Here is a 17,821-nt window from a genome sequence, read left to right as displayed (position 1 = left end):
TCCCGCGGGCGCCTATCCCGGCGGTTACCCGCCGCCCCCGCCGCAGCCGTATGCGGGCTACGTTCCCCCGCCGACCGGCCCGCGCAACGGGTTGGGCGTCACCGCCCTGGTGGTCGCGATCGTGGCGCTGCTCTCGTCGTTCTCCGTGGTCGGCGGGATCGTTTTGGGCATCGTCGCGGTGATCATCGGGTTCGCCGGCCGCAGCCGGGTCAAGCGCGGCGAGGCCAACAACGGCGGCGTCGCGCTCGCCGGTGTGGTCCTGGGATTCCTCGCGATCATCGTCGGCCTGGCGTTCATCGCCGTCTGGGTCGGGGTGTTCAAGGAAGTCGGTGCCACCGACTACATCGACTGCCTGCAGAAGGCCGGCCAGGATCAGTCGGCGGTGCAGCAGTGCGCCGACGATTTCAAGCAGTCCGTCGAGAACAAGTTCAGCGTCACCCTGACGCCGACCCCCTAGGGCAGGTGCCGCCGCCGCGGCCAGAACTCCAGTGAGAGCAACACCACCAGCAGCGGCAGCACCTGACTCAGCGGCAGCAGCACGTAACGGCGGTCGCCGAGGGCGTTGAACTTCCGTAGATACCGGTACAGCGACTCCAGTGCGATCAGCGAGTCACCGAGGTGGATCGCGGTGTAGAAGAAGCTGCGCAGCGGGCTGCGCTCCTTGTCGTTGAAGATCTCCGGGAACGCCGCGAACGCCAATGAGAGCCGCTGCGCGCCAAGCTTTTTCATGGCGCAGATCATGTCGACCGACAGTCGCTCGTCGATTCCGTTGGGGGCGCCACGCCGCCGCCACGGGACGTCGAGGGTCACGTCGGTGCCGCCACCGGCCACCGCATAGCGGTGGAACCCCTGCACCCGGCCGGACCGGTCTCGCGCCAGGATGAGCAGGATGCCGGGATAGCGACCGGTGAGCGTGCCGTCGAGGATCATCGAGAAGCCGCGCTCGGTGCGCGCCCCCTTCGCCGAGGACAGCAGCACGTCGGAAAGCTCGGCGAGCCGCTGCGCGTCGAGCCCTTGTTCGGGGACGATCTCGGTGGTGATACCGAAGTTCCGGGTGCGCTGCACGGCCTGACGCAGGTTGCGGTATCGGCGCCCCACCATGTCGAACTGCGGCACACCTATCACCACGTCCCGCCCGATCGGGACCGGCCGCAGGGTCTGGCCGATCACCGTCGGGTCCCGCCACAGGCCGAGCCTGCGCTCGCTGCAGCCCAGCACCACCACCCGCCAGCCGCGGGCGTGGCACATCTCGACGAACTCGGCGACCAGCAGCTCGAAGCGGTCCTCGGCACCGATCGGATCGCCACTGACCACCGCGTATCCCAGCCGAGTCCGGTAGGCGATCGCCGCCGAGTCGTCGGCGCTGAAAAAGTAGCTCTTGTGCCGCTGCATCGCGAACGGCGCCACCGGGTCACCGCTGGTCACGTTCACCAGAGCCCACACCCGCGGCAGCAGGTCCGGTTCGGGTCGCGCGGTCGTCGGCCACATCAGCGCCAGCCCCGACGACGCGATCGCGACATCGCCGAGGATGTCGAAGGCCAGCAGGTGCGCGGCGAATCCCGCCAGTAGCGCCGCAGCCGCGGCGATCGCATGGGCGGCGGTCACCGGCCGGCCCAGGAAGATGCCGCGAGCGATCAAGGCCACCGCCGCCAGAATGGTCAGCGACCAGGCCAGTCGTCCGTCGGCATGCCAGTTGGCGTGATCGTGGGTGCGGACCACGAGCACCGTGAGCCAGGTGGCCGCGATCAGCAAGGCCAGACCGCCCACCCACCGAGCGGTCAGGGTGTCGACATGCACGACCACCCGTTCCCTGGCGCGCAGTCGTTGCGCGACCGCAACCGGCTCGGTCATTTCCTCACGATACGCCCGCTATCAGGCATTTCCTGGGAAGTGCTTGACGATGCCTTCCTGCACGACGGTGGCCACCACGTCGCCGAGCGGGCTGAAGAAGTGGCCGGTGCCCAGGCCCCGCGATTCGGCGGCCACCGGCGAACTCGTCGAGTACAGCACCCAGTCGGCGAAGTCGACCTGCCGGTGAAACCACACCGAATGGTTGACGGTGACGGCGAAGATGCGGTCCCAGCCCCAGGACAGCCCGTGGGTGGTGATGATCGAGTCCAGCACCGTGGTGTCCGAGGCGTAGATCATCGCCGCGGTGTGCAGCATCGGATCGTCAGGCATCACCCCGTCGGTCTTGAGCCACACCTGGTTGGCGGTGAGCATGCCGCCCTTTTCCCGCATGATCCAGGACGGGTCATTGGTGTATCGCCACTCGATCGGCCGCAGCGCCTCGACGAACCCGGGCACCACCTTCTCGTACCCGACGAGCAGCTCGTCAATCGTGGGCAGGCCTTCGGGCGCGGGCAGGTCCGGCATCGCGACGTTGTGCTCCAGCCCGCTGCCCGCCGACAGGTAGGACACCAGCGCGGTGGCCAGCAGCTTGCCGTCCTGCATCGCGTCGACGCGCCGGTTGGCGAAGCGGCGCTCGTCGCGCAACCGCACGACCCGGTATTCGATGTCCGCGGCGGGGTCGCCGCCGGCGATGAAATGCACTGACAGCGCACTCGGTGCGATGTCGTGGGCCAGGGTGCGTCCGGCCGCGACGAATGCCTGCGCCATCAACTGGCCACCGAACGTGCGCGGCGGGTTCTTTCGGGGATGCGCTCCGGCGAACGCGTCGTCGCCGAGTGCGGTGAGATCGAGGATGGCCAGCAGGTCGTCAAGGTCCGCGTGGGCCACGTGTCGATTCTCCCGGGGGTCTAGTGGTCGTCCTCCCCGATCCGGTGCACGTGAATCAGGTTGGTCGAGCCTACTGTGCCCGGCGGCGCACCCGCGACGATGACCACCAGGTCGCCCCGCTTGTACCGGCCGAGCTCGAGCAGCGACTGGTCGACCTCGCGGATCATGTCGTCGGTGGCCTTCATGTGCGGAACGATGAACGTCTCGGTGCCCCAGGTCAGCGCGAGCTGGCTGCGCACCTCGGGCAGCGCGGTGAACGCCAGCAGCGGCAGCGGGGTGTGCAGCCGGGCCAGCCGCTTCACGGTGTCGCCGGACTGGGTGAACGCCACCAGCGCCTTGGCGTCGAGCCGCTCGCCGATGTCACGGGCGGCATACGAGATGACGCCGCGCTTGGTGCGGGGCACGTGGGTCAGCGGCGGCGCGGCCGTCGAGTTCTCCTCGACCGCCCCGATGATCCGGGCCATCGTCCGCACCGCTTCCAGCGGGAACTTGCCGACCGAGGTCTCCCCGGACAGCATCACCGCGTCGGCACCGTCGAGCACGGCGTTGGCGACGTCGGACGCCTCGGCGCGGGTGGGCCGGGAATTCTCGATCATCGACTCGAGCATCTGGGTGGCCACGATCACCGGTTTGGCGTTCTCCCGGGCCATCTGGATGGCACGCTTCTGCACCAGCGGAACCTCTTCGAGCGGCAACTCCACACCGAGGTCGCCGCGGGCCACCATGACCGCGTCGAAGGCCAGCACGATCGCCTCGAGATTGTCGATGGCCTCCGGCTTCTCCAGCTTGGCGATCACCGGAACCCGCCGGCCGACGCGGTCCATCACCTCGTGCACCAGTTCGGCATCGGCCGGTGACCGGACGAACGACAACGCCACCAGGTCCACGCCGAGCCGCAGCGCGAACTCCAGGTCCTCGATGTCCTTCTCCGACAGCGCGGGCACCGAGACGTTCATACCGGGCAGGGACAGACCCTTGTTGTTGCTGACCGGGCCGCCCTCGGTGACGGTGCACACGACGTCGTCGCCGTCGATGTGCTCGACGACCAACGCGACCTTGCCGTCGTCGATCAGCAGCCGGTCGCCGGGCTGGGCGTCCTTGGCCAGGTTCTTGTAGGTGGTCGACACCCGGTCGTGGTCACCTTCGCACTCCTCGACGGTGATCCGCACCGTCTCGCCGTTGGCCCAGTAGGTCGGTCCGTCCGCGAAGCGGCCCAGCCGGATCTTGGGGCCCTGCAGATCGGCGAGGATGCCGACGGCGCGGCCGCTGGTGTCCGATGCCGCACGCACCCGCTTGTAGGCAGCTTCGTGGTCCACATAGTCGCCGTGGCTGAAGTTCAGGCGGGCGACATCCATGCCGGCATCCACCAAAGCCCTCACGGACTCGTCGGTGCTGGTGGCCGGGCCGAGGGTACAGACGATCTTGCCGCGTCTACTCACGACGACTCAGCATAGTCGCGGTTGGAGGGCATCTCGACCGATACAGATCGTGGCGGCGCGGTGTTCATTCAACTGACAGCCAATGGCAATTGATGCGGCCGCACCGGCTCCGGGAGGTCGGACTCCCCCATCAGGTAGGCGTCCACCGCGTGCGCGGCGGCCCGCCCCTCGGCGATCGCCCACACCACCAGCGACGCCCCTCGATGCGCGTCCCCGCAGACGAACACCCCGGGCGCGTCGGTCTGCCAGTCCGAACCGCAGCCGATCACGCCACGGGGGGTCAGCGTGATACCCAGATCGTCCAGCAGCGTCATGTGCTCTACGCCCTCGAAACCGATCGCCAGCAGCGCGAGATCGCACGGGATCTCCAGGACGTCTCCCACCGGCGTGATGACCCGGCGGCCGTCGATCCGTTCGACCTTCACCTCGGCGATCTGCATCGCCCGCAGGGCGCCGTCGTCGTCGCCGACGAAACGCTGCACCGCGACCTGATAGTGGACGGTGCCGCCTTCGGCATGCGCCGGCGAGGTCCGCAGCACCAGCGGCCAGGTGGGCCACGGTGAGCGCGCGTCGTCGCGGACCTCGGGCGGTTGCGGGTTGTAGTCCAGCTGGGTCACCGACGCGGCGCCCTGCCGGTGCGCGGTGCCCAGGCAGTCGGCGCCGGTGTCGCCGCCGCCGATGATGACCACATGCTTGCCCTTGGCGGAAATCGTCGAGAGGCCGTCACCCTCACATTCCCGGTTGGCCGGGACCAGATGTTCCATCGCCAGGTGCACCCCGGTCAGGTGGCGCCCCTCGACCTCGGTGTCGCGACCGCGCAGCGCCCCGACCGCCAGCACGACGGCGTCGAACCGGTTGCGCAGTTCCTCGACCGAAACATCCACCCCGACTTCGCATTCGGTGACGAAGCGGGTTCCCTCGGCCCGCATCTGAGCCAACCGCTGGTTGAGGGTGGCCTTTTCCAGTTTGTACTCCGGGATGCCGTAGCGCAGCAGACCACCGAGCCGGTCGTCGCGTTCGTAGACGGTGACGTGGTGTCCGGCGCGGGTCAGCTGCTGGGCGGCGGCCAGCCCGGCGGGGCCGGAGCCGATCACGGCCACGCTTTTGCCGGTGCCGATCGCGGCCGGCTGCGCCTCGACGATGCCCAGCCGCCAGGCCTGGTCGACGATGGTGTTCTCGATGCGTTTGATCGTCACGCTGCCGCCGGTCTGTTCCTCGGCGATCGACAGCACACACGCTGCCTCACACGGCGCCGGACACAGCCGGCCGGTGAACTCCGGGAAGTTGTTGGTGGCGTGCAGTCGCTCGCTGGCGGCGTCCCAGCGGCCGCGGCGGACCAGGTCGTTCCACTCCGGGATCAGGTTGCCCAGCGGGCAGCCTGCGGTTCCGGAGTGGCAGAACGGGATTCCGCAGTCCATGCAGCGACGGGCCTGCTGGGACACCTCGCCTGCGCGCTCCTTGGGGTCCTGGCGCTCGTATACCTCGCGCCAGTCGCCGACCCGCTCGTCGACGGCCCGCTTGGCGGCCTCGATCTTGGCGACTTTCAGAAATCCGGTCGGGTCAGCCACGGGTCGCCTCCATGATCGCGGTGTCCACGTCGCGTCCCTCGGCCTTGGCCATCCGGGTGGCCTCGAGTACGCGCCGGTAATCGGTGGGCATGATCTTGGTGAATTGCGCACTGCGCCTTGGCCAGTCCGACAACACCGAGCGAGCCAGGGTGCTGCCGGTGTACTGCACGTGGCGGGCGACGACCTCGTGCAGCCAGTCCAGGTCGTCGGGCTCCAGGGCTTGCAGTTCGACCATCGCGGTGTTGACCTTGGCCGGGTTGAGGCCCAGCACATAGGCGATGCCCCCGGACATGCCGGCCGCCATATTGCGCCCGGTGCGGCCCAGCACGACCACCCGGCCGCCGGTCATGTACTCACAGGCGTGGTCGCCGACTCCCTCGGTGACTGCGAGTGCGCCGGAGTTGCGCGCGGCGAACCGCTCTCCGACCCGGCCACGCAGATACACCTCCCCGGAGGTCGCGCCGTAGAGCAGGGTGTTGCCGGCGATCACGTTGTCCTCGGGCAGGAACAACACGTCGTCGGGCGGCCGGACGATAACCCGGCCACCGGAAAGGCCCTTGCCCACATAGTCGTTGGCGTCACCGATGAGATCCAGGGTGATACCCGGCGGCAGGAACGCCCCGATCGACTGACCGGCCGAACCGTTGAGGGTCACGTGGATGGTGTCGTCGGGCAGGCCCTGTGCACCGTAACGGCGGGTGACCTCCGATCCCAGCAGCGTGCCGACGGTGCGGTTGACGTTGCGCACCGGCAGTTCCAGGCGCACCGGGTGAGCGTCCTCCAGTGCGCCCTCGGCCAGCGCGATCAACGTCCGGTCCAGTGCCTGCTCGAGCCCGTGGTCCTGGTCGCGCAGGCGGCGCCGCTGCGGCAGCGGACCGCCGTGGGCGTCGGTGGGCACGGCGAAGATCGGGCTGAGGTCAAGGCCGTTGGCCTTCCAATGCGCCACCCCGTCTGCGGTGTCGAGCACCTCGGCATGACCGACCGCCTCGTCGATGCTCCGGAAGCCCAACTCGGCCAGCAGCTCCCGGACACCCTCGGCGATGAACCGGAAGAAGTTCTCGACGAATTCCGGTTTGCCGTTGAATCGCGCCCGGAGTTCCGGGTTCTGGGTGGCCACCCCGACCGGGCAGGTGTCCAGATGGCAGACCCGCATCATGATGCAGCCGGCCACCACCAGCGGAGCGGTGGAGAAGCCGAACTCCTCGGCACCGAGCAGGGCCGCGACCACCACGTCGCGCGCGGTGCGCAGTCCGCCGTCGCACTGCACGGTGATGCGGTCACGAAGACCGTTGAGCACCAACGTCTGCTGGGTGTCGGCCAGGCCGATCTCCCACGGCGCCCCGGCGTGCTTGAGGCTGGTGAGCGGCGCGGCACCGGTGCCGCCGTCGTAGCCGGAGATCAGCACGACATCGGCGTGCGCCTTGGACACCCCGGCCGCCACGGTGCCGACCCCGACCGAGCTGACCAGCTTGACGTGGATCCGCGCCTGCGCGTTGGCGTTCTTCAGGTCATGGATCAGCTGGGCCAGATCCTCGATGGAGTAGATGTCGTGGTGGGGCGGCGGCGAGATCAGGCCCACGCCCGGCGTGGAATGCCGGGTCTTGGCGATGTTGGGGTACACCTTGAACCCGGGCAGCTGCCCACCCTCGCCAGGCTTGGCGCCCTGGGCCATCTTGATCTGGATGTCCGTCGCGTTCACCAGGTAGTCGCTGGTCACCCCGAACCGCCCGGAAGCCACCTGCTTGACCGCGCTGCGCCGGCGCGGATCGTAGAGCCGGTCGGTGTCTTCCCCGCCCTCACCGCTGTTGGAGCGCCCGCCGAGGTTGTTCATCGCGATCGCCATGGTCTCGTGGGCCTCTTGCGAGATCGAGCCGTAACTCATGGCGCCGGTGTTGAACCGGGTGCAGATCGAGTCCACCGACTCCACCTCGTGCAAGGGAATCGGCGGCCGCAGACCCTTCTTGAACGCGAACAGGCCGCGCAGCGTGCCACCCTCGCGGGACAGCCGGTCGACCTCCTCTGAATACTTGGCGAACACCTCGGCCTGCCCGGTCCGGGTCGAATGCTGAAGCAGGAACACGGTTTCGGGAGTGAACAGGTGCAGCTCGCCTTCGCGGCGGAACTGGTATTCTCCGCCGACCTCCAGCCGGCGATGGACCCGCTCGGTGGGGTTCTCCGGATAGGCCCGCCGATGCCGCTGCTTGACCTCCTCGGCGAGCACGTCGAGTCCGACCCCGCCGAGCTGGCTGACGGTGCCGGTCAGGTACTCGTCGACCACCTCTTTGGACAACCCGATGGCCTCGAAAGCCTGTGCGGCCGTGTAGGAGCCGACGGTGGAGATGCCCATCTTGCTCATCACCTTCGTGACGCCCTTGCCGAGCGCCTTGAGGTAGTTGCGCACCGCCGTACCGGCCTCGATACCGGTGAGTTCACCCTCGCGGATCAGGTCCTCGATCGACTCGAACGCCAGATAGGGGTTCACCGCGGCGGCGCCATAACCGATCAGCAAAGCGATGTGGTGCACCTCGCGGGCGTCACCGCTTTCGGAGACCAGCGCGACCATGGTGCGCTGTTTGGTGCGCACCAGGTGATGGTGCACCGCGGCGACGGCCAGCAGCGACGGGATCGGCGCCCTGGTGTGGTCCGAGTCGCGATCCGAGATCACCAGTGTGCGAGCACCTTTGGCGATCGCTTCGGAGGCCCGCAGGCGCAACTCCTCGATGGCATCGGACAGGCCTTCTCCCCCGCGCTCGACGTCGTAGAGTGAGCGCAGCACGGCGGTCTTCAGTCCAGGCTGCTCGCCGTCGTCGTTGATGTGCACGATCCGGTTCAGTTCGTCGTTGTCCAGAACCGGCCAGTGCAGCAGGATCTGGCGGCACGACGCGGCGGTCGGTTCCAGCAGGTTCTGCTCGGGGCCCATGACGCGGGCCATGCAGGTGACGATCTCTTCGCGGATGGCGTCCAGCGGCGGATTGGTCACCTGGGCGAACAGTTCGACGAAGTAGTCGTAGAGCAACTTGGGGCGCTGGGACAGCACCGCGACCGGAGTGTCGGTGCCCATCGAGCCCAGCGGCTCCTGGCCGGACGCCGCCATCGGGGTGAGCATGATCCGCAGGTCTTCTTCGGTGTAGCCGAACGCGATCTGCCGGCGCACCACCGATTCGTGGTTCGGGGCGACCCGGGTACGCGCCGGCAGCGTCGCCAGGTCGAGCAGACCGGCATGCAACCACTCGGCGTACGGCTGCTCGCCGGCCAGCTGATCCTTGATCTCGTCGTCGGACACGATGCGCCCGGCGGCGGTGTCGATGAGGAACATCTTGCCCGGCTCCAGCCGGCCCTTGGCGACGACTTCGCCCGACGGGATGTCCAGCACACCGCTCTCGCTGGCGAGGATCACCCGGTCGTCGATGGTGCGCCACCACCGTCCGGGCCGTAAGCCGTTGCGGTCCAACACCGCACCCACGACGGTGCCGTCGGTGAACGTCACGCAGGCCGGTCCGTCCCACGGCTCCATGAGCGAGGCGTGGTACTGGCAGAACGCCCGGCGCGCCGGGGGCAGGGTGGTGTTGTTCTCCCACGCCTCCGGAATCATCATCATCACCGCGTGCGGCAGGCTGCGCCCACCGAGGTGCAGCAGCTCGAGCACCTGGTCGAAGGAGGCCGAATCCGAGGCGTCCGGGGTGCAGATCGGCGAGAGCCGGCTCAGGTCACCGGGAATCGTCGAGCTGGCCAGCATGGCTTCGCGGGCATGCATGCGGTTGCGGTTGCCCCGCACGGTGTTGATCTCGCCGTTGTGGGCCACGAAGCGGAATGGGTGGGCCAGCGGCCAGGACGGGAAGGTGTTCGTGGAGAACCGGCTGTGCACGATCGCGATCGCGCTCTGGCAGCGCTCGTCACGCAGATCGGCGAAGTAGCGCGGCAGCTGCATCGTGGTGAGCATGCCCTTGTAGGCCAGCGTGCGGCTGGACAGCGAGGGGAAGTAGACCGCCTCGGGACCTTGTTCGGTTCGTTTACGCAGCGGGTAGACCAGCCGGTCGAGGTCCAGGCCGCCGGCGCGACGGCCGTCTCGTTCCGGGGCGGCGACGAACAGCATCGACATGTACGGCATGCAGCCCAACGCCGTCGCGCCGACCTCGGCGCCGCTCGGGTCGACCGGGACCACCCGCCAGCCGAGGACCTGAAGGCCTTCCTCTTCGGCGATGGTCTGCACCCGGGCGACGGCGGCGGACCGATCGACCGGATCCTGGGGCAGGAAGCAGATCCCGGCCGCGAATGTGTTGGCGCCGTCCGCATTCGGTGCCGGCAGCTCGAATTCGACTACCTCGCGCAGTAATTCGACCGGCAGCTGCAGGAGGATGCCGGCGCCGTCACCGCTGTTGGGCTCGGCGCCGGCGGCGCCGCGGTGTTCGAGGTGCTCCAGCGCGGTCAGTCCGTCGGCAACGATCTGGTGTGATCGACGGCCCTGGATGTCGGCCACCATCGCGACGCCGCACGAGTCGGACTCGTTCTGGGGGTCATAGAGACCCTGCGCTTCGGGAAGTGCTGAGAACAGCATTCCAGGCTCCTCCGCGGTCGGTCATACGGCGGGAAGCTGGTGTGCGCGAGACGCGCCGACAGTGTGGCCTTGCCGCAGTCTGACAGGTGTCTGGGACTGCATCGGCCCGGATGATTCGAAACCCCAGTGTATCAGCGGGGACCGGTCACTACTGAGTGATTAAAGTCGGCACCAGCGGGAAGCCGGGCAGGTTGCGCACGACCGTCCAGGCGATTGCCGCGACCGCGATCACCACGATCGCCGACGGCGGAAACACCCGCTCCCCCCGCCTGACCCGCCACAACAACCACGCGGCCAGCGCGGGCAGACCGACCAGCAGGAAGACGTTGTCGACGACCGCGGCGCCCAGGTCACCGTGCAGCAGGTCGTGGGTCATCCGCAGACCGCCGCACGCGGGACAGTTCCAGCCGGTGAGGAGCCTAAACGGGCACGGCGGGAAGAGCGAGCCCGGCCGATGCGGGTCGACCAGGCCGACATAGGCCAGGGCTCCGACCGCGGCCGCGCCCGTACCGAGGTGGAGGGCGCTACGTTCCATCGCGCAGGGGTCGCCCCTGCGGATCGCGCACCTTGTCGGTGAGGATCAGGACACCGTCGACGATGCCCCAGATCACGGCACCGATTCCACAGGTCACGAGGCCGACGAGCAGCTGTGCGATGCCCAGGCCGGTGTAGCCCAGGTAGATGCGCCCGATGCCGACGAGGCCGATGAGCCCCAGCAGCTGCAGCAGCCCGGCGACGACTTTCGACTTGTCCGACAGCGGCTCACCGGTGATGGGATGGCGGCCGAACGGCGCAGCCGGATCCACGAATGCGCCAGGTCCGCCGTACTGCGGGGGCGGATATTGCCCAGGCGGCGGGTAGCTGGCTGGGGGCGGGTAGTTGGGCGGCGTGGTGCCCTCGGTGCCTCCGAACTGCGGCTCGGTCATGCCACACAGCATGCCAGAGCGGGGCCGAACTCAGAAGGGTGGCGCGGGACCTGGATCCGAGGTGCGCAGCGGCAGATTTTTTGCGACCGAAACGTCGGTACATCTGGCAGAAACCTGAATCTTATTCACTTTCCTCATCGGCGTTGACGCGTCGCAACGAGAGGAAAGAATCGTATGAGCGAGAAGTATCACCTGCCCAACACCGCGACGATGGAACAGATCACCGCGGCGTTGCGCGCGGACGGGTTCGTCATCGTCGACAACCTGGTACCACCGGAACTGATGGACCAGATCGCCGAGGAACTCACCGACTACATCGACGACACCCCACAAGGACGCGACGACTTCGTCGGCCGACTCACCCGCCGCACCGGCGCACTGATCGCCCGCTCACCAGCCTCCCGCCAACTGGTCATGCATCCACTGGTGCTCGCCGTCGTGGCCGAAATGCTCAAAAAAGCCACCGCCTACCAACTACACCTGACCCAGATCATCAGCGTCTACCCCGGCGAGACCGCCCAACCCCTGCACCGCGACGAACTTGCCTGGGACTTCTTCCCCTTCCCCGAAGACTACGACGTCCAGTGCAACACCATCTGGGCCATGACCGACTTCACCCGGGAAAACGGCGCCACCCGAGTAGTCCCCGGCTCCCACACCGTCTTCGACAAACAAGGCAAGGACTACACCGAAGCCGACGAAGCCCGCGCCATCATGGAAAAAGGCTCGGTGTTCTTCTACACCGGCAAGGTCTACCACTCCGCAGCACCCAACAACTCCGACACAGTCCGCCAAGGCATCAACATCACCTACGCCGTCGGCTGGGTCCGCCAAGAAGAAAACCAATACCTCTCCACCCCACTGGAAATCGCCAAAACCCTCGACGACGACATCCTCAAAGTCATGGGCTACCAAATGGGCGGCGCAGCAGTCGGGTACGTCAGCGACTTCCTCGACCCGCTTTCGGTTGTTCACCCCGAGCTCGGGCGTCAGCAATACGACTTCGAGTCGCTGAGCACCAACGAGAACCATGTCAACCCGCAGCTGCGCGATGCGGTGCACTTCGACTCACTCGATGCCGAGACGCCTGAGGGCATCCCGGTGTAATCACGCACCGGCCAGACGGCCGCCGCGAGCGACCGCTTGCGCTGCGCGCGCAGCGTCCACTCGGTAGAATTCGTCCTCGGCGTGCGGAGGACGCCGAGCGAGCTATAAAGCGCGAGGAGGCGTCGGGAGCACCATGGTCGGAGCTGTCCGCCACCTGAGCGCCGCCGCCGGCGGTCGTGGGTCCGCGGTCCGCACGGATGCCCCCACCCCAGCACGCCTACGTGACCTGATGCTGCCCATCGCACAGCATGCAGGCGCTTCACGTAAAGCAATCCAGGCTCGCAGCCAGGAGAAGGTCGATCGAGTCCTCACGGCCACCAACGATCTGCTGGTTCTCGCCGGGCCCAGTGCGGTCACCACCACCTCCGTGGCCGCCCGCGCCGGAGTTTCCGTCGGCTGGATGTACACCTTCTTCGACGACCGCGAGGCCCTCCTCGAAGAGGTCCTGATCCAGGGGCTCGTCGATCTCGACGAACGTTTTGACGAAGCAGGCTTCAGCCTGGCCGGACCGAACTGGCGGACGACGGCGGCCGCCGGGATCGACGCGTTCATCGACTTTCTTCGAACGAGCACGCGGATGGCGGGCTTCCGCGTGCTGTGGTTCTCGTCCGAATTCTCAGGCCGGATGGTTCAGGTGAACCGGGCGCACGACGACGCGCTCGCCGCATATCTGTGCGACGGCGTGACCGCCTTACGTTCGGATGCGCCGGACATCTCGCTCTATCTCATGGCTCAGACGTTCATCGGGTTGCTCGACAAGGGGTTCGACATCGCATTCCGCACCGACCCCAGCGGCGACAACGCGGCGCTTGCCGAGTTGCGCCGCGCTGCACTGGCTTACTTGGAGACGTTCCTCCGGTAGTCAGCGCGGCGCGGCGCAATCGAACGCCCGACCTCAGCCGGCCTCGAGCCCAGCCTCCGTTTTCGATGAAGCCGCGTGGGGGTGCGGGTGGGCATGCACCAGGTCACCCGGAGCGATTGCGTCCTCCCCCGTGTGACCGTGGTCGGAAAGCGCCTTCAGCGCCTCGGGTTTCTTGACCAACAGGTACGCCATGATTGCGAAGGCCAGGAGATACACCCCCAGCGAGATGGGCGCGGCAAGGCTGATCGGCCAGCTCAACGGCGCGACGAAGCTGAAGACCCGAATGCCTGCGCCGACGAAGAGACCCGGAATCAGGAACAGCACACCCAGCACCGGAATAATTAGGTGGACAACAATTTTGAACTCGCTCCGTCGGTATCGCCAGTAGTACACCGGGCACGACAAGGCCGCCAGCATGTGGACCGGAAGTGCGATGACCGCGATGATCGTTCCGTAGAGCCCCAACGACGGAATCGGGCCCCACAGCAGCCCGCCTACCAGTGCTGCCACCGCTCCGATACCGAACATGAGGTAGATCGCCACCACCGGCGATCGCCACTTGGTATGAGTCCTGGCGAAGATCTTCGGAATGGCGCCCGCGTGGGCCATAGCCCAGATATGTCGGGTACCGCCCATCGACGCGCCATTGGCGCACGCGATCGAGCTGTTGAGCAGCGCGAGGAGCAGGACGATCCAACCGGCGCCCCAGAGCTTCTTGGCCATCCCGATCCAGCCGTCGCCCTCGTTGAAACTCATGAAGTCATAGAGCTTATCGGCACCGAAATACGTTGTCGCCGCGTAGCTACCGATCATGTAGAACACCCCGACGATGATCGCGGACCAAACGATTGCCCGCGGTACATTGCGCTTCGGGTTCTTCGTCTCAGCCGCCAGTGGTGCACCGGCCTCGAAGCCGATGAATGCCAGGAAGCCGTAGACCGAGCCGGCGATGACACCGGACATGCCGGTGAAGCCTTCGACGTTCGCGTGCTCGGTTGTGAACACCGACGCTGAGTTGTTACTGCCTGAGGCGATGATCATGTGCACGCTCATGACAAGCAGAACAAGTATTTCCAGCGACCCGAGTATCACACCAGCCTTGGTACTGAATGCGGCGCCGAAGTAGTTGAGCGCGCCGGACAGAAGCAGACAGGCCAGTCCAGCCACGATCCATGTCGCTTTGTAGAGGGCTCCGCCCTGTGGGAAAAGTGCTGCGGCGACGAGGTTTCCGAAGACCAACATCAGATACGGCAGTGCGGCCAGGTAGAACATTGGCGCACAGAATGCGACGACGAATCCCAGAGCGGGGTGAAAGGCGCGGCCGACGAACGAGCCGAGACCGCCAGCGGTGGATATGTGTTTGGCCATCTGGGCGATCCCGACTGCCACCAGCACGCAGCCAATCGTTGCGCCGACGACCGCCAACGGCAGTGCGCCGCCGGCGAACAGGGATCCGGTCATGATTGCGTAAGCCAATCCAGCGCCGGGAGCCATCGTCGCGATCGATACAAACAGGACGCCGGACAGCGAGATGCTGCCCTTGGCTAGTCGCTGCTCACCGTCGCCGACATCGACTGGGGCGTCGCTGGTTTCGCCGGTGATTGCCACTGAAGTTGCCATGAGTGTCTCCTGGGTTGTCGAGACGCGCGGATACATCGCCATAAAAGAGAGCTATCTGGGCGCACGCCACGCTGCGCGCATCGAGCCAGGCCAGTCATGAGGCTGACCAGATGATGAGGACTCGCGACCTAAAGTGAATAAGTTTCATGTTGCTCGGGCAGATCTGCCGGGTAACAACCTGATTTCTTCTACGCAGGCATCAGCCACTTCGCACTGTTGGTGCCGATAGTCAGAAATGTGCCGCGCTGTCGTCTGAGCCGGGTGGCGCGGGTCCGTCGACGGATGAGGCCGCGCGCCGCAGCGCCCGGTTCTCGGCACGTTCGCTCGCGATCCGGCCGGCGCGATTCTGGGCTCGCGTTCGGCGCCGGCGCGGCATCATCACCGACCGATCGCCGCAGCGGTGGACCTGTGGCGGAGTCGCCGGCGGGCCGGTGGGCCTCATCAGCGCGGGAAACAACGCGAGGCTGCCCGGCGTCGTCACATAGGTCTGGCCGTCGGGCATCGTCCAGATCACGGTGCCGTCGGGCAGCTGCCGGTCTTTCCAATCCCAGAACGTCTTCAGGATGTGGTGCTCCCGGCACAGACACTTGAGGTTGGAGGCGTGCGTGGGACCGGCGGGCCAGGGAACGGTGTGGTCGATGTCGCAGTGGGTGGCCGGCCGGTCACAGCCCGGAGCACGGCAGGTCAGGTCGCGGGCCCGGATGAAGTCGGCCAGTGCCCGCGACGGGTGGTGCGCGGTTTCCGGCGACGTGTCGGCGAGGGGCACGACCAGCGGGCGCCGGCGTGCGGTCGCCTTGAGCTCGGCCAGCAGTTCCGGCGAGATGAGTGTCCCACTGTCGAGCAGATAGGCGGGGTTCTTCTCGATACCGTCGAGTGTCGCCTGGTCGGCCACGACGTGGATGACGACCGACCCGAGCGGCTTTTCCGTTGCCGCACAACCAGGTTGGCCACAGCGGCAGGTAAGCCGCTCGATGCCGTTGCCCAAGGCGCCGAGAGCATCACAACGGCGTTCGCCGATCGTTCGAGGATCGTCCTCGCAGACCGATTTCGCGATGGCGTTGAGTCGTTTGTCCAGAGCCGCGCCCTCGCTGACCGCGAGCCGCGCCGACAGATCCACATAACCGTCGGCCGATTCCCAGAACGTGACGTCACGGTCACTGGCGCGATCTCGTATCCGCCGCACCGCGTCGGGGTCGTGCCGGATCACGATGTCGTCGATCGCGGTGGCGAGCTTGCCGCGGGTCATCGACGGCCAGCGGGGCACCACTGCGCCCAGCTCCGCGTCGATCTCGGCCATCGTGTCTGGGTCGGTGACGAGGTGGGTGCGGTAGACGATCGTCTGGAACAGCAGGGCGTCGATGTCGCCTTCCGAGAAAACGGCCGCGACCGCGGGCAGCCGCAACATCGCCACGGCGTAATTCATGTAACTGTTGGCTTTGGCGAGGCTCAACCGCAATGCGGCGGCCACCTCGGCCCCGACCGCCGCCCAGGTATCGACCGCCCAGTCCTCCCGTTCGCCGCGTTCCCGGCGACGCAGTTCGAACACCTCGGCAATGGTGTGCAGCCGCAGCGCGGCGGCCCGGTTCTCCAGACGAGTGACATTAGACAGCCGGTCGAATAGGTCACGCGACTGTTCGGAGTCAGACGGCTCGAAGTACTCTGTCATCTCTCACGACATCGGTGACAGTTCTGCATCAGGACATCGGTGACAGTTCGGGTGGTCTTGGTGGTGACACTTCTGCCTTCAGGCTGCGGTGGTGGCAGTTAATGAACCCATCGATCCCCGCATCCGTCTTGCGGTCACGCAGTGGCCCGATGACGCGCCCCGCGGGGCGGTCTCGACGTTCTGCAGCGAGCACGGTATCTCTCGCAAGTCGTTCTACGAGTTGCGCAAACGCGTCGAGATCGACGGACCGGCCGCGGTGCTGGAACCGAGGACCCGACGGCCGAAGTCCAGCCCGTCGAAGCTCAGCGATGAGGTTAAGGCGCAGGCTGTGGCCGTGCGGGCCGCGCTGGAGGCATCCGGGCTAGACCACGGACCGATCAGTGTGCACGACAAGATGCGGGCACTGGGTCTAGATCCGGTGCCCTCGATCGCATCGTTGGCTCGGATCTTCCGCCAGGCAGGTGTGGCCAAGGCCGAGCCGAAGAAGAAGCCCCGTTCGGCGTGGCGACGGTTCGTCTATCCGGCCCCGAATGCATGCTGGCAGCTCGACGCCACCGGCTACGTACTGGCCGCTGGACGCGAGTGTGTGATCTTCCAACTCATCGATGACCACTCCCGCTACGCGGTGGCCTCCCATGTCGCCGCAAGCGAGACCGCCCAGGGAGCGATCACCGTGTTCGACAAAGCCGTCGCTGCCCACGGCGTGCCCCAAAAGCTGTTGTCGGACAACGGGATCGCGCTCAATCCTTCGCGACGCGGATACCTTGGCCGGCTCGTCGAACACGTGGGGCGCCTCGGCGTCGAGGCAATCACCGGTAAACCGTACAAACCCACCACCCAGGGTAAGAACGAACGCTTCCACCAGACCTTGTTCCGCTACCTCGACAAACAACCGTTGGCGAGCACGCTGGCCGAACTACAGGCCCACGTCGATGCGTTCGACGACATCTACAACACCGAACGTCCGCATCAAGGGCTACCCGGGCGCGTCACACCGCTCACAGCCTGGGAAGCCACCACCAAAGCCGAAGCTCCCCGCCCCAAAACCGATGGGCCCTTGTTCGCCCCACCCGCACCCAAGCGAAACCGGCCCGCACCGCCGCCGCAGGACCTCCCCGCCGGGACCCGCGTCACGACGCTGAACACCGCCGGCGCGCTCCTGCTCGCCGGGGTCTACTACAAAGTCGACGGAAGACGCGCCTGCGAGCAAGTCTTGGTCGTCACTGACGGTGACCACATCACCGTCGCCGACCTCGACGGAGAAGTCCTCATTGAACACACACGGCCCGCACCCGGAGTGCGCTACGTCGGCAACGGAAAACCCCGCGGCCCACGCCAA

At 66.9% G+C, this 17,821-nt stretch carries 13 protein-coding genes; 4 read left to right on the top strand and 9 right to left on the bottom strand.

What is annotated here, in order from left to right:
• A partial coding sequence (locus tag MSZK_RS29600; protein ID WP_099252096.1) for a DUF4190 domain-containing protein occupies window positions 1-457 on the top strand: 457 nt, incomplete at its 5' end.
• Here MSZK_RS29600 and MSZK_RS29595 read toward each other — a convergent pair.
• From MSZK_RS29595 to MSZK_RS29565, 7 genes are all read right to left on the bottom strand, one after another.
• Window positions 454-1,851: a bifunctional lysylphosphatidylglycerol flippase/synthetase MprF gene (locus MSZK_RS29595; protein WP_099252095.1), complete on the bottom strand. Its 1,398-nt coding sequence runs from the start codon at window positions 1,849-1,851 to the stop codon at window positions 454-456. The genes MSZK_RS29600 and MSZK_RS29595 overlap by 4 nt on opposite strands.
• A gap of 21 nt (window positions 1,852-1,872) precedes the next feature.
• Entirely contained in the window at window positions 1,873-2,739 is an 867-nt protein-coding gene (locus tag MSZK_RS29590; protein WP_099252094.1) for an acyl-CoA thioesterase II, read from the bottom strand.
• Between the two features lie 20 nt (window positions 2,740-2,759).
• A complete protein-coding gene (gene pyk / locus MSZK_RS29585; protein WP_099252093.1) occupies window positions 2,760-4,178 on the bottom strand; it encodes a pyruvate kinase in 1,419 nt (472 codons plus the stop codon).
• 68 nt (window positions 4,179-4,246) lie between these two features.
• Window positions 4,247-5,746, bottom strand: coding sequence for a glutamate synthase subunit beta (locus MSZK_RS29580; protein ID WP_099252092.1), 1,500 nt, complete (start codon window positions 5,744-5,746; stop codon window positions 4,247-4,249).
• Window positions 5,739-10,301, bottom strand: a complete 4,563-nt coding sequence (gltB, locus tag MSZK_RS29575; RefSeq protein ID WP_099252091.1) for a glutamate synthase large subunit — start codon at window positions 10,299-10,301, stop codon at window positions 5,739-5,741. Before gltB ends, MSZK_RS29580 begins: the two co-directional genes overlap by 8 nt.
• Before the next feature lie 148 nt (window positions 10,302-10,449).
• Complete coding sequence (locus tag MSZK_RS29570; protein ID WP_099252090.1) at window positions 10,450-10,836, bottom strand: DUF2752 domain-containing protein; 387 nt, start codon at window positions 10,834-10,836, stop codon at window positions 10,450-10,452.
• Complete coding sequence (locus MSZK_RS29565; RefSeq protein ID WP_099252089.1) at window positions 10,826-11,227, bottom strand: NINE protein; 402 nt, start codon at window positions 11,225-11,227, stop codon at window positions 10,826-10,828. Before MSZK_RS29565 ends, MSZK_RS29570 begins: the two co-directional genes overlap by 11 nt.
• A 174-nt stretch (window positions 11,228-11,401) precedes the next feature.
• Here MSZK_RS29565 and MSZK_RS29560 point away from each other — a divergent pair, with 174 nt between their 5' ends.
• Entirely contained in the window at window positions 11,402-12,334 is a 933-nt protein-coding gene (locus MSZK_RS29560) for a phytanoyl-CoA dioxygenase family protein (RefSeq protein WP_099252088.1), read from the top strand.
• Between the two features lie 229 nt (window positions 12,335-12,563).
• On the top strand, window positions 12,564-13,196 hold the full coding sequence (locus MSZK_RS29555; protein WP_158230656.1) for a TetR/AcrR family transcriptional regulator: 633 nt from the start codon (window positions 12,564-12,566) through the stop codon (window positions 13,194-13,196).
• A 33-nt stretch (window positions 13,197-13,229) separates the two neighbouring features.
• Here the strand turns inward: MSZK_RS29555 and MSZK_RS29550 are convergent, their stop codons facing one another.
• Both MSZK_RS29550 and MSZK_RS29545 read right to left on the bottom strand, forming a co-directional pair.
• Window positions 13,230-14,816 carry an APC family permease gene (locus MSZK_RS29550; RefSeq protein ID WP_158230655.1) on the bottom strand — a complete coding sequence of 529 codons (1,587 nt, stop codon included), beginning with the start codon at window positions 14,814-14,816 and terminating at the stop codon, window positions 13,230-13,232.
• Window positions 14,817-15,045: 229 nt separating this feature from the next.
• Window positions 15,046-16,482, bottom strand: coding sequence for an HNH endonuclease signature motif containing protein (locus MSZK_RS29545; RefSeq protein ID WP_099252085.1), 1,437 nt, complete (start codon window positions 16,480-16,482; stop codon window positions 15,046-15,048).
• Window positions 16,483-16,603: 121 nt separating this feature from the next.
• Here MSZK_RS29545 and MSZK_RS29540 point away from each other — a divergent pair.
• On the top strand, window positions 16,604-17,821 hold a 1,218-nt coding region (locus MSZK_RS29540), incomplete at its 3' end, for an integrase core domain-containing protein (protein WP_233211585.1).

Origin of the sequence: Mycobacterium sp. shizuoka-1 (assembly GCF_002723835.1) — a bacterium.
In the GTDB taxonomy this organism is placed as follows: Bacteria; Actinomycetota; Actinomycetes; order Mycobacteriales; family Mycobacteriaceae; genus Mycobacterium.
This window is presented reverse-complemented; position numbering and strand designations above follow the sequence as displayed.